This is a genomic window from bacterium, from assembly GCA_035691305.1.
Taxonomy (GTDB): domain Bacteria; phylum Sysuimicrobiota; class Sysuimicrobiia; order Sysuimicrobiales; family Segetimicrobiaceae; genus DASSJF01.
The window spans coordinates 23,774-36,538 of sequence record DASSJF010000038.1 but is presented as its reverse complement, the minus strand read 5'-3'; the positions used below and the strand labels follow the sequence as shown (position 1 = coordinate 36,538).

12 protein-coding genes are annotated in these 12,765 nt (G+C 69.7%); 10 read left to right on the top strand and 2 right to left on the bottom strand.

Going from position 1 to position 12,765, the window contains the following annotated elements; all coding sequences use genetic code 11:
• Positions 1 to 11: 11 nt before the first annotated feature.
• The 4 genes from VFL28_06960 (at position 12) to VFL28_06945 (ending at position 4,237) form a co-directional block, all read left to right on the top strand.
• Positions 12 to 746, top strand: coding sequence for a metallophosphoesterase family protein (locus VFL28_06960; protein ID HET7264393.1), 735 nt, complete (start codon positions 12 to 14; stop codon positions 744 to 746).
• A 79-nt stretch (positions 747 to 825) separates the two neighbouring features.
• Positions 826 to 2,889: a S9 family peptidase gene (locus VFL28_06955; GenBank protein HET7264392.1), complete on the top strand. Its 2,064-nt coding sequence runs from the start codon at positions 826 to 828 to the stop codon at positions 2,887 to 2,889.
• Entirely contained in the window at positions 2,886 to 3,446 is a 561-nt protein-coding gene (locus VFL28_06950; GenBank protein HET7264391.1) for a cob(I)yrinic acid a,c-diamide adenosyltransferase, read from the top strand. Before VFL28_06955 ends, VFL28_06950 begins: the two co-directional genes overlap by 4 nt.
• A 5-nt stretch (positions 3,447 to 3,451) precedes the next feature.
• A complete protein-coding gene (locus VFL28_06945) occupies positions 3,452 to 4,237 on the top strand; it encodes a DUF692 family protein (GenBank protein HET7264390.1) in 786 nt (261 codons plus the stop codon).
• On the opposite strand, the gene VFL28_06940 is transcribed toward VFL28_06945, so the two are convergent.
• Positions 4,238 to 5,452 (bottom strand): NADP-dependent isocitrate dehydrogenase, encoded by a 1,215-nt coding sequence (locus VFL28_06940; protein HET7264389.1) that lies wholly within the window; start codon positions 5,450 to 5,452, stop codon positions 4,238 to 4,240.
• A 19-nt stretch (positions 5,453 to 5,471) separates the two neighbouring features.
• A complete protein-coding gene (locus VFL28_06935) occupies positions 5,472 to 6,323 on the bottom strand; it encodes a hypothetical protein (GenBank protein HET7264388.1) in 852 nt (283 codons plus the stop codon).
• A 131-nt stretch (positions 6,324 to 6,454) separates the two neighbouring features.
• On the opposite strand from VFL28_06935, the gene VFL28_06930 reads away from it, so the two are divergent.
• Genes VFL28_06930 through sucD form a run of 6 tightly spaced genes read left to right on the top strand, consistent with a single transcriptional unit; the run spans position 6,455 to position 12,727 of the window.
• Positions 6,455 to 7,192 carry a succinate dehydrogenase gene (locus VFL28_06930; protein ID HET7264387.1) on the top strand — a complete coding sequence of 246 codons (738 nt, stop codon included), beginning with the start codon at positions 6,455 to 6,457 and terminating at the stop codon, positions 7,190 to 7,192.
• A 50-nt stretch (positions 7,193 to 7,242) separates the two neighbouring features.
• Complete coding sequence (locus tag VFL28_06925) at positions 7,243 to 8,982, top strand: FAD-binding protein (protein HET7264386.1); 1,740 nt, start codon at positions 7,243 to 7,245, stop codon at positions 8,980 to 8,982.
• A 14-nt stretch (positions 8,983 to 8,996) separates the two neighbouring features.
• Complete coding sequence (locus VFL28_06920) at positions 8,997 to 9,755, top strand: succinate dehydrogenase/fumarate reductase iron-sulfur subunit (GenBank protein HET7264385.1); 759 nt, start codon at positions 8,997 to 8,999, stop codon at positions 9,753 to 9,755.
• 17 nt (positions 9,756 to 9,772) lie between these two features.
• Positions 9,773 to 10,711 carry a malate dehydrogenase gene (mdh, locus tag VFL28_06915; GenBank protein HET7264384.1) on the top strand — a complete coding sequence of 313 codons (939 nt, stop codon included), beginning with the start codon at positions 9,773 to 9,775 and terminating at the stop codon, positions 10,709 to 10,711.
• A 19-nt stretch (positions 10,712 to 10,730) separates the two neighbouring features.
• On the top strand, positions 10,731 to 11,861 hold the full coding sequence (gene sucC, locus VFL28_06910; protein HET7264383.1) for an ADP-forming succinate--CoA ligase subunit beta: 1,131 nt from the start codon (positions 10,731 to 10,733) through the stop codon (positions 11,859 to 11,861).
• Entirely contained in the window at positions 11,861 to 12,727 is an 867-nt protein-coding gene (gene sucD / locus VFL28_06905; GenBank protein ID HET7264382.1) for a succinate--CoA ligase subunit alpha, read from the top strand. The genes sucC and sucD overlap by 1 nt, the downstream gene beginning before the upstream one ends.
• The last annotated feature ends 38 nt before the right edge of the window (positions 12,728 to 12,765 follow it).

Genomic DNA, 12,765 nt, shown 5'->3' with positions numbered 1-12,765 from the left:
AACCGAGCGCGGTGCGCTACGCGGTCATTTCGGATATCCACGCGAACATGGAGGCCCTGCAGGCCGTGCTCGCCGACGCGGCGCCGCGTTCGCCGGACGGATATCTGTGCCTCGGCGACGTCGTGGGCTACGGCCCGGACCCCAACGCCTGCGTCGAGCGGGTGCGCCGCCTCGGGGGAGCGGTGATCGCGGGCAACCACGATCGCGGCGCGGTCGGCCAGCTCGCGGCCGCGGCGTTCTCACCGCTCGCACGGGCGGCGATTGAATGGACCGCGCAGGAGCTGACCGAGGACAACCGCGCCTACCTCGCGGCGCTGCCCGAGCGTTGCGACACCCCGGCATTCGTCGCGGTGCACGGCAGTCCGCGGCGTCCTGTCGAGGAGTACATTCTGGACCTGCCCACCGCCCTCGCGGTATTCGCCGAGGCCGACTTCCGCGTGTGTCTCGCCGGGCACACGCACGTCGCGGGGGTCTTTGCCCGGCATCCGAACGGGCACCTCAGGACCGAGGCGCTGCCTCCCGAGGCGCCCTTCGATCTCGCCGCCGCCTCCCGCTACATCATCAATCCCGGCAGCGTCGGCCAGCCGCGTGACGGCGATCCCCGCGCCGCCTATCTCGTGTTCGACGATGCGAGGCTTCAGGCCGTGCTCCACCGCGTCGCCTATCCGATCGCCGCGACGCAGGCGAAGATGGCACGGCGCGGCCTGCCGACGCTCTTGTCGCGCCGCCTCGCGGCGGGTGTCTAGGGATGGCGGTGCGGAGGGAGCGCTTTCCGCACCGCCGAAGCGAAACGCGCCGAACGCACTTCGCGCCGGAGGGACACGCGTGATCCGGGCTCCACACCGCATGACGATCGACCACCTCGTCGCCATCCCGGTGCTCAACGACCCGCAGTTGTCGCCCGGCGGCGAGCAGGTCGCCTTCACCGTGACGCGGGCGGACCGCGCCGCCAACACCTACCGCATCAATCTGTGGCTCGTGCCGGCCGCGGGAGGAGACCCGCGCCAGCTCACGACGGCGGCCGCCAAGGAAACCTCTCCGCGATGGTCGCCGGATGGAACGCGCCTCGTCTTCGTCTCCGACCGGAACGGCGACAAGCAGCTCTGGGTCATCTCGGTCGGCGGGGGCGAAGCCCGCGCGATCACCTCCGGCAAGGTGTCGCCGGCGGATCCCGTCTGGTCGCCGGACGGCCGCTGGATCGCCTTCGTCGGGAAGCCGGAGGCCGCCCGCCCGCGCGAAGAGAGCGACGTCAAAGTCATCTCGCGCCTGCGCTACAAGCAGGACGGTGAAGGCTTCTGGGACGGCCGCTGGAAACAGATTTTCGTCGTGGCCGCCGCGGGGGGACGCGCGCGGCAGATCACGACGGGGGACTACGATCACCTGACGCCCGCGTGGTCGCCCGAGGGCACGATGCTCGCGTACGCCGGCAACGCCTCGCCCGACGCCGATCTTAGCAACACGTCGGATATTTGGGTGCTCTCGATCGACGGGGGATCGCCGCGGTGCCTTACCAACAGCCGCGGTCCGGCGTCCGTGCCCGCGTGGTCGCCGGACGGGCGGACCATCGCCTACGTCGGGCACGACAATGCCTGCTGGGCCGCCACGAACTGGGGGGTGTGGACGGTGCCCGCGGGCGGCGGTGAGCCGGTCTGCCTCACCGCGCACGAAGACCGGAACGTCGGTCACCACATCGCGACCGACTCGCGGGTCCACCCGCCGACGGGCGGTCTGACGTGGAGCCGCGACGGTACGCGTCTCATCTTCATGGTCTCCGACGGCGGCAATACACAAATCGCGTCGATGGCCGCGTCGCCGCCCACGCCCGGCGAGGGTGCCGGCGCGGCGCCCCGACGGGCGATCCGGCTCGAGACGCGCGGCGACCACGAGCTGATCGGCTGCTCGCTCGATGCCGCGGCGCGGCGCGCGGTCTGTATCGAGAGCGACCCGGCCACGCCGGGTGAGATCGCCGTATTCGACCTCGGGAGTCCGCTGCGCCGCCTGACCGACCTCACCGGCCCGGCGCTGGGTCCGATCGCGCTCGCGCGGCCCGAACGCTTCGAATTCGAGAGCCTGGACGGGTGGACGGTGGAAGGGTGGGTGATGCGCCCGACCAACCCGGTGTACGGCGCGAAGGCGCCGGCCGTACTGGAGATTCACGGCGGGCCGCATGCCGCCTACGGCAACGCGTTCTTCCACGAATTCCAAGTGCTGGCGGCGGAGGGGTACGGCGTCGTCTACCTCAACCCCCGCGGCAGCCAAGGGTACGGGGAGCGGTTCACCGCGGCGACGCGCCACGACTGGGGCGGCAAGGACTACGAGGATTTGATGCGCGGGCTCGACCGCGCCCTGGCCGAACATCCGTGGATCGACCGCGAGCGGCTTGGCGTCGCCGGCGGCAGCTACGGCGGCTTCATGACCAACTGGATCGTTGGGCACACGCGGCGGTTCCGGGCCGGGGCGACGATGCGCAGCATCAGCAACGCCTACAGCCAGTGGGGGACCTCCGACCTCGCCTACATGAAAGGCATGTGGGAGTACCCGGGCGATCCGTGGGAGGCGCCGCAATTCTACCTCGAGCGCTCGCCGATTACGTACGTGCGCGAGATGCGCACGCCGCTCTTGATCCTGCACAGCGAGCAGGACCACCGCTGTCCGATCGAGCAGGGCGAACAGCTCTTCGTCGCGCTCAAGAAGCAGGGGGTACCGACTCTGTTCGTGCGCTTCCCGAACGAGAGCCACGACCTCTCCAGAAACGGACAGCCGCGCCACCGTCTCGAACGGCTGCGCCACATCACCGCGTGGTTTCGGCAGTACCTCGTATCCGGCGGCGGCGAGGCGGCGGGGCAGGCGGCGGGTACCGGGCGCGCCGCCGCGCGGGCGGACGAGTGACGCGGATCTACACGAAGACCGGCGACGCGGGCGACACCGCCCTGTTCGGCGGCCGGCGCGTCCCCAAGAGCCATCCGCGGGTGGCCGCGTACGGCGCAATCGACGAGCTCAACGCGGTGCTCGGGGTGGCGCGTGCGACGGATCCGCCCGCGTCCATTGCGCCCGTGATCGAGAAGCTGCAGCACTACTTGTTCGACGTCGGGTCGGAGCTGGCGACCCCGTCCGAGGCCGCGACCGCAACGGCCGCGCACGCGAGCCGTGTCACCGGCGCCTGGGTCGACGCGCTGGAGCGCGAGATCGACCGGCTGGAGGACGCGCTGCCGCCGCTCCGGGCGTTCATCCTGCCGGGCGGAACGCCGACGGCCGCGGCGCTGCACCACGCCCGGACCGTGGCGCGGCGCGCGGAGCGAGCGATTGTGACGCTCGCCGCGCACGAGCCGCTGAACCCCGAGCTCCTCAAGTTCGTGAACCGCGTGTCCGACCTGCTGTTCGTCCTTGCGCGCGCGGCGAACCAGGCCGCCGGACGTCCCGACGTGGAGTGGCGGCAAACACGGTAGGTACGGTGCCCACGCTGCTGGGTCTCGGCGATACCGATCTCGCACGGCGGTTGATCGCCGGCGCGGCTGTCCGCGTGGACTTTCTCGAGACCGGCGGCCCGCGGGCGGCCACCGCCGCGGGTTCGGGGGCGCGGCTGTTCGTGCACAACGCGGTATGGAATTGGTCGCTCGCGCATCCGCGCGCGCTTGACGAGCCGGGCGTGTTGTCCGCGACCCGTGAAATTCTCGACCGGACCGCGGCGCCGTGGCTCAGCGTGCATCTCGGGTTCGCGTCGACGCGGGTCGCCGCGGACGGGCCGATGATGGTGCCGCGCTCCCCTGTGCTCCCGCGAGAGGCCGCGCAGGCCGCGATCGCCCGGAACGCCCGGGCGCTCGCGGCCGCCCTGCCGGTCCCGCTCTTGTTCGAGAACCTGGATTACTGGCCCTCGGGCGCCTACGAATACATATCCGAACCCGGGTTCATCACGGACGTACTCGAGGCGGCCGGCACGGGGTTTCTGCTCGACCTCGCGCACGCCCGCGTCGCCGCCGCCCGGCTGTCATTGCCCATCGATGAGTACCTGGCGCGGCTGCCGCTCGGGCGGGTCCGCGCCGTACACGTCAGCGGGCCGCGGATGCGCGACGGCGTGCTGCTCGATGAACACGAGCCCTTGAGCGCCGAGGACGACCGGCTGCTGCGAACGGTGCTCGACGCGGCCCAGCCGGCGGCCGTCACCTTCGAATATCACGGGACCGACCCCGACGCGGTGCGCCGGGAACTTCCCCGCCTGCGCTCTCTGCTCGAGGGGTGATCAGACGACGCGGCGCTTGAGCCCCTTGTCGATTTCGTCCATGAAGGCCTCGGTTGTCAGAAACGGCTCGTTCGGGCCGATCAGGATCGCCAGATCTTTCGTCATCTTGCCGCTCTCGACCGTTTCGACGCACACGCGTTCCAGCGACAGCGCGAAGTCCATTACGGCCGGCGTCTCGTCCATCCGGCCGCGGTACTGCAGCCCGCGGGTCCACGCGTAGATCGACGCGATCGGGTTCGTCGACGTCGGCTTGCCCTGCTGGTGCAACCGGTAGTGTCGCGTGACCGTGCCGTGGGCCGCTTCCGCTTCCACGGCCTTGCCGTCCGGCGAGGTGAGGACCGACGTCATCAGCCCAAGCGAACCGTAGCCTTGTGCCACCGTGTCCGACTGCACGTCGCCGTCGTAGTTCTTGCATGCCCACAGGTACCCGCCGGTCCACTTGAGGCTCGCGGCGACCATGTCGTCGATGAGCCGGTGCTCGTAGGTGAGCCCCGCGGCCTCGAATCTTGCGCGGAACTCCGCGTCGAAGACCTCCTGGAAGATGTCCTTGAACCGGCCGTCGTACGCCTTGAGGATCGTGTTCTTGGTCGAGAGATACACCGGGTACCCGCGGTCGAGCGCGTAGTTGAAGCACGCGTGCGCGAAGCCGCGGATCGAGCTGTCGAGGTTGAACATGCCGAGCACGACGCCGGGCCCGTCGGCTTTGATGATCTCGCGTGCGATCGGCGCCGCGCCGGCCGCGGGCGTCCACGACACCGTGAGCGTGCCCGGACCCGGAAACCGGAAATCTTGCGCCCGGTACTGGTCGCCGAAGCCGTGGCGGGCCACCACGACCGGCTTGTCCCACTGCGGGACGATTCGCGGCACGTTGCGGCAGATGATCGGCTCGCGGAAGATCGTGCCGTCGAGGATGTTGCGGATGGTGCCGTTCGGGCTGCGCCACATCTGTTTGAGCGTGAACTCTTTGACGCGCGCCTCGTCCGGGGTGATCGTGGCGCACTTTACGCCGACGCCGTACTCGCGCACCGCGTTCGCGGCGTCGACCGTGATGCGGTCCTCGGTCTCGTCGCGTTTCTGGATCGAGAGATCGTAGTACTTTAGGTCGAGGTCGAGGTAGGGCAGGATGAGCCGCTCGCGGATCCAGTGCCACATGATCCGCGTCATCTCGTCGCCGTCCATCTCCACGATCGGATTTTTCACCTTGATCCTGGCCATCGGTTCTCCTGTGCCTCCGCTACTTGCGCTCGCCGCCTCGCGGCAGCGGCGGGGCGGCGGGGCCACGGTACGGCAGCGGCACGTACTGTACGGACGGCCGCCGGTTGCCGGCCTGCGGGTACAGCTCCATCAGTTCGTACACGCCGCGCGGCATCTCCGTGGAAACGGTGAAGCCGAGCCCCCGCGCTTCGTCGACCGTGATCGGGTAGTCGTGCGTCCACTGGCCGGTCGCGAGCTGGTCCGCCAGGGCGTTCGCCTGCTCGGGCGAGAGGCGCCGCGCCGCGAGCTCCACGACCGCGGCGTGGACCTGGCGCAGCGCCTTCTTCGCGACGTCCGCGAGAATGAGCGTGTCGTCGTCCACCCGCTCGATCGGCTTGCGCTCCACGACGCCGACGATCGACGCGGCCGGGTACTGGCCGAGCTGCGGATCGACCGGGCCCAGCACCGCGTGCGCGTCCATGACGATCTCGTCCGCGGCCAGCGCGATCAGTGTCCCACCGGACATCGCGTAGTGCGGCACGAAGACGGTGACGCGGCCTTCGTGGCTGCGCAGCGCGCGGGCGATCTGCTCCGCCGCCAGCACCAGGCCGCCGGGCGTGTGCATGATCACGTCGATCGGCAGGTCCGGCGGCGTGAGGCGGATCGCGCGCAGCACGTCCTCGGAGTCCTGAATGTCGATGTAGCGGGCGAGCGGGATGCCGAGGAGGCTGATCGTTTCCTGCCGGTGGATCAGCGCGATCGCGCGGGTCCCGCGCGATCGCTCGAGGCCCTGCAGCGCGCGGATGCGCGCGACCTGCTGCCACTGGCGCTGGAGGATCGGCTGAATGAACGAGATGGCGAACAGGATCCAGAGGATGTCGCTGAAGTTCAAAGTCGTCCTCCACGCTAAGACGAGCGGGCCCGCGCGTATAGTATGCCGCGGGGGAGGAAACCCCTTCGTGTGACCCGAAAAGTCGAGCAGCGTCCCTTGAATCGCCCAGTCGACCAAACCGGAAGGTTCCCATGAGCGATCAGGCACTCCGCAATCCGCACGGTTCGTCTGCTCCCGCGATTCCGTGGTGGTTGCAGCCGGCGGCGACCGTCACCGTGCTGACGGCCTTCGGCGTCTATTCGATCTGGGTCGCGCTGCAGGGACACGGCTACGTCGCTCCCTACCTGTCGCCGTTCTACTCGCCGCCGGTGCGGATCAACGGGATTCCGATCTCACCCGCGTTTTGGGTGCTGTGGGCGCCGCTCGGATTCCGCGCGACGTGCTACTACTACCGCAAGGCGTACTACCGCTCGTACTTCATGGACCCGGTCTCGTGCATGATCCCGGAGCGGCGCGGCGGCTACACGGGCGAGACGCGGTTCCCGTTCGTCCTCAGCAACTTCCACCGGTACTTTCTCTACGCGGCGATCATCGTGCTGCTCTTTCTCTGGAAGGACGCGATCGATACGTTCTTCCAAAACGGCGTGTTCACGGTCCACTTCGGCTCGCTGTTGTTCCTCGTGAACGTGATTCTGCTCTCCGGCTATACGTTCGGGTGCCACGCGTGCCGGCACCTTGTCGGCGGGAATCTCGACTGCTTCTCCTGCGCGCGGGGCGGCCTGCTCCGGGCGCGCCTGCGGCAGGGGGTCAGCCGGCTCACGGTCCACCACGCCGCGTGGGCCTGGCTGAGCCTGTTCTCCGTCGGACTCGCGGACGTGTTCATCAGGTTGTTGGGCGCGGGGATAATCGGCGACCCGAAGCTGTTCTAGGAAACCGGCGGGTCGAGCGCCCGCAGGCGGGCGTGAGGGGAGACGGTCTCGTGGCTGATTGGTACGACGAGCGCCAGTACGACGTTCTGATCGTCGGTGCGGGCGGCGCCGGCCTGCGCGCCGCGATCGCGGCCGCCGATGGCGGCGTGTCGGTCGGACTCGTGTGCAAGTCGCTCCTCGGAAAAGCCCACACGGTCATGGCCGAAGGCGGCATCGCGGCGGCGCTCGGCAACGTCGACTCACAGGACAACTGGGAAGTGCACTTCGGCGACACCATGCGCGGCGGGCAGATGATCAACGACTATCGCATGGTGGAGTTTTTCGCCAAAGAGGCGCCCGAGCGCGTCTACGAGTTGGAGCACTGGGGCGGTCTCTTCGACCGCACGCCGGACGGCCGCATTCTTCAGCGGCCGTTCGGTGCCCACACCTACCGCCGCTTGTGCCACGTAGGCGACCGGACCGGCCTGGAGATGATCCGCACGCTCCAGGATAAGGCGATCCACTGCGGCATCGACGTGCACATGGAAGTGACGCTCACCCGCCTCCTCAAGGACGGCGACCGCATCGCCGGGGCGTTCGGGTACGTCCGCGAGACCGGACGGTTCGTCGTGTTCCGCGCGAAGGCGGTCGTGCTCGCGACCGGCGGTTGGGGCAAGCTGTACAAGGTGACCAGCAACTCCTGGGAGTGCACCGGCGACGGCTGCGCGATGGCCTACGAGGCCGGCGCCGAGCTCATGGACATGGAGATGGTCCAGTTCCACCCGACCGGGATGGTGTGGCCGCCCGGGGTGAAAGGGATTCTGGTCACGGAGGCGGTGCGCGGCGAGGGCGGGATCCTCCGCAACTCCGAGGGCGAGCGCTTCATGGAGCGCTACGATCCCGTGAAGAAGGACCTCAGCAGCCGCGACGTGGTTGCGCGGTCGATCTACAAGGAGGTCCAGGCGGGCCGCGGGACGCCGCACGGCGGTGCCTGGCTCGAGATCACGCACCTCGACGCGGAGGCCATCAAACGGAAGCTGCCGAGCATGTGGGAGCAGTTCCACAAGCTGGCCGACATCGACATCACAAAGTCGCCGATGGAAGTGGCGCCCACCATCCATTACGTGATGGGCGGCGTGCGGGTCGAGGCGGGCACCGGCCAGTCGACGGTTCCCGGGCTCTTCGCGGCCGGCGAGGTCGCGGCGGGCCTCCACGGTGCGAACCGGCTCGGCGGCAACTCCCTGAGCGATCTGATCGTCTTCGGCAAGCGCGCCGGCGAGCACGCCGCGCAGTACGTGAAAGGCGTGTCCGGGATGCCGCGCGTCGACGACGCGCAGGCGGACGAGGAGCGGACCCTGCTCCGCCGGCCGTTCGAGGGCGACGGCAGCGAGAACCCGTACGCCGTTCACGAGGGCCTCCAGGCGATCATGGCGGAACACGCCGGCATCGCGCGGACGGGCGAGGGGCTGCAACAGGGGCTCGACAAGCTGCTCGCGCTCCAGGCGCGCGCGGAGCGGCTGCACGTCGGCGGGTCGATGCTGTTCAACCCCGGCTGGCACGAATGCCGCGACGTCCGGTTCATGCTGACGCTCGCGGAGGCGATCTTCCGCTGCGCGATCGAACGCCGGGAGAGCCGCGGCTCGCATTGGCGGCTCGACTTTCCCGACCAGAACGCGGACTGGGGCCAGAAGAACATGATCGCCGTCAAGGAGAACGGCCGGATGGCGGTACGAACGCGGCCGGTGCCGCAGATGCCGCCCGAGCTCGCGAAGCTCGTGCAGGGCCAGACCGTCGTCAAGTCTGTGCGGTAGGAGAGCGAAGCGCGATGGCCGATCAGATCTTCCACGTCTTCCGGGGCGACGCGAAAGGCGGCGACCTCAAGGAGTACGCCGTGCCGCCGATGGAGGGCATGGTCGTCCTCGACGCGATGCATCACATTCAGGCGCATTTCGACTCGACGTTGGCCTGCCGGTGGAACTGCAAGGCGGCCAAATGCGGCTCCTGCAGCGCCGAGATCAACGGCAAGCCGCGGCTCATGTGCAAGACCCGCGTGGACGACTTTCACGGCGCGCCGATCACGGTGCGGCCGATCAAGGTGTTTCCGCTCCTCAAGGACCTCGTCACCGACGTCTCGTGGAACTACCGCGTGAACAAGGAGATCCCGCCGTTCACGCCTTCGGCCGAGGACGCGCGTTCGAAGGAGTGGCGCATGACGCCGCTCGACGTGGAGCGGCTGTTCGAGTTCCGGAAGTGCATCGAGTGCTTCCTGTGCCAGGACGTCTGTCACGTCCTGCGCGAGCATCACGGCACGGATCGCTACTACGGCCCGCGGTTCATGGTGCGCATCGCCGCCCTCGAGATGCATCCGAAAGACACGCTGACCCGGACCGACCTGCTCGCGGGCAAGGGCGGCATCGGGTACTGCAACATCACGAAGTGCTGCGAAGAGGTCTGCCCGGAAAGCATCCACATCACGGACAACGCGATCATCCCGCTGAAGGAGCGCACCGCGGACGATCACTTCGACCCGTGGCGCGCCCTGCTCCGGGCCTTCGGCGGCCGCAAGGAGCCCCGCGGCACGTAGAAAGGGGAGTTTCAACGGTGGCACGCACCCGCGCGAAAGTCTCGATCGTCGGCGCCGGCAACGTCGGGCACTCCGCGGCCCAGTGGATCGTCTCGCGCCGCCTCGCCGACGTGGTGCTCGTCGACGTCATCGAGGGCATGCCGCAGGGCAAGGCGCTCGACCTGAGCGAGGCCGGGCCGATCGAGGGCTTCGACCTCCGTCTCGTCGGGACCAACAAGTACGACGAGACCGAGGGCTCCGACGTCATGGTGCTTGTCGCCGGCGTCGCGCGCAAGCCGGGCATGAGCCGGGAGGATTTGCTCAACGTCAACGCGGGCATCGTCCGCGGCGTCACGCAGGAATTGACGAAGCGGTCCCCGGATGCGTGCCTGATCGTCGTCACGAACCCGCTCGACGCGATGGTCTACCTTGCCTACAAGGTCAGCGGCTTCCCGCCGGAGCGCGTCATCGGCCAGAGCGGCGCGCTGGACAGCACACGGTTCCGGACGTTCATCGCCGAAGCCGCCGGGGTGTCCGTGCTGGATGTTTCGGCGATGGTCGTGGGCGCGCACAGCGACACCCACATGGTGCCGCTCGCCAGCCTGGCGACGATCGGCGGCCTGCCGCTCGCAAAGTGGCTGCCTCCCGACCGGATCGCCGCGGTCGTGGAGAGGACCCGCAAGGGCGGCGCGGAGATCGTGAATCTGCTCAAGACGGGCAGCGCGTTCTTCGCGCCCGGCGCCGCCATCACGCAGATGGTCGAGGCGATCCTGTTCGACCGAAAGCGCGTGCTGCCGGTTTCCGCGCATCTCACCGGCCAGTACGGTGTTCGCGATCTCTACGTGGGGACGCCGGTCGTCCTGGGCGCCGGCGGCGTCGAGCGGATCTTTGAGGCGCCGCTTGCGCCCGACGAGCGGAAGGCGTTCGACGCCGCGGTCGCCGGCATCCGTGAGAACGTCGCCCTGCTGAAGCTGTAGCCCGACCGGCGGCCGTTTCATGAAGCTGCACGAGTATCAGGCCAAAGAGGTGTTCGCGCGCTACGGTCTGCCCGTCCAGACGGGCACCGTCGTCGACCGGCCGGAGGCGGTGCGCGGCCTCTCCATTCAATACCCGGTGGTCGTGAAGGCCCAGGTGCTGGTCGGCGGCCGGGGCAAGGCCGGCGGGGTGAAGCTGGCCAAGGTTCCCGCGGAGGCGGAGACGCACGCCCGGGCGATCCTCGGCATGGACATCAAAGGCGAGCGCGTCGGCCGCGTCCTCGTGGTGCCGGCGGCGGAGATCGAGGCCGAGTACTATCTCGCGTTCGTGACCGACCGCGGCCCGCGCCGGGCCGCGGGCATCGCCTCTGCGTCGGGCGGCGTCGAGATCGAGACCGTCGCGCGCGAGACCCCGGAAAGGATCGCGCGCCTGGACGTGGACCCGTGCCTGGGCGTGCCCGCCTTCGCCGCGCGGGGGTTGGGGCGGCGGCTCGGCTTCACCGGCCCGCTGCTCGAGGAGTTCACCGGGATCGCGGCCACGCTGTACCGGCTGTACCGGGACGAAGACGCGGACCTCGCGGAGATCAATCCCCTCGCGCGCGTCGGCGGCCACCTGCTGTGCGTGGATGCCAAACTCGTCCTCGACGACAACGCGGCCTACCGGCACAACGACCGGCCGCCGTCGGAGGAGATGACGGCCCTCGAGCGCGAGGCGCGCGAGCACGGCCTCTCCTACGTCGAACTGGACGGCGACATCGCGGTGATCGGGAACGGCGCCGGCCTCGTCATGAGCACGCTCGATCTCCTGGCGCATTTCGGCGGCCGGGCGGCCAACTTCCTCGACGTCGGCGGCGGCGCGAGCGAGGAGGGCATGCAGGCCGCGATCGAGCTCGTGCAGCGCAAGCCCGGCGTCCGCGCGCTGTTCATCAACATCTTCGGCGGGATCACGCGCTGCGACGACATCGCACGCGGCATCGTGACGCGGCCGCCGCGCGTGCCGGCGAGCATCCGGCTCACCGGCACGAACGAGGTGGAGGCCCGCGAAATTCTCAAGGCGGCGGGCATCACGGTCGGCATCGATCCGGAAGAAGGCGCGCGCGCCGCGGTGGCGCTGGCGCGCGGCGGGACCTCCGGCGCGGCGGGCCGCGGCTGATGGCCGTCCTCGTCGGCCGGGAGACCCGGCTGCTCGTCCAGGGGATCACCGGGTACCAAGGCGCGTTCCACGCCAAGCAGAGCCTCGACGCGGGGACGGCCGTCGTCGCCGGTGTCACCCCCGGCAAGGGCGGGCAGCGGGTCCACGACGTCCCGGTCTTCGACACGATCGACGAAGCGGTGCGGGAGACCGGGGCCAACGCCTGCGTGATCTTCGTGCCGGCGCGGTTCGCGAGGGAGGCGGCGCTGGAGGCGATCGCGTCGCGCCTCGACCCCGTCGTTACGATCACCGAAGGCCTCCCGGTGCACGACGCGATCGACGTCGTTGCCTACGCGCGCCGCCAGGGGGTGCGCGTCCTCGGGCCCAACGGGCCGGGCGTCACGACCGCCGGTCAGTGCCGGGTCGGCATCATGCCGTGGCACCTGTTTACGCCGGGGCCCGTAGGGGTCGTCTCGCGCAGCGGCACGCTGACCTACGAGGTCGTCGCCGGCCTGACGCGCGCCGGCCTCGGGCAAACGACGGCGGTCGGGCTCGGCGGTGATCCCGTCGCCGGGACGTCGTTCGTCGAGGCGCTGGAGTGGTTCGGCGCCGATCCCGAGACCAAGGCGGTCGTGCTGATCGGTGAGATCGGGGGCAGCGCGGAGGAAGACGCGGCGCGCTACATCGCGCGGTCGCTGAAGAAACCCGTCGTCTCGTACATCGCCGGCCGCACGGCTCCGCCGGGCAAGCGGATGGGGCACGCCGGCGCGGTCATCTCCGGCACCGAGGGCACCGCGCAGCACAAGGTCGCGGCGCTCGAAGCCGCCGGTGTGGGGGTCGCGCAGTTGGTGAGCCAGGTTCCCGCGTTGGTGCGTGCCCGCCTCTAGCCTGGCGCCGGCGCCCGCCCGGCGGTGCATCGCGCGGG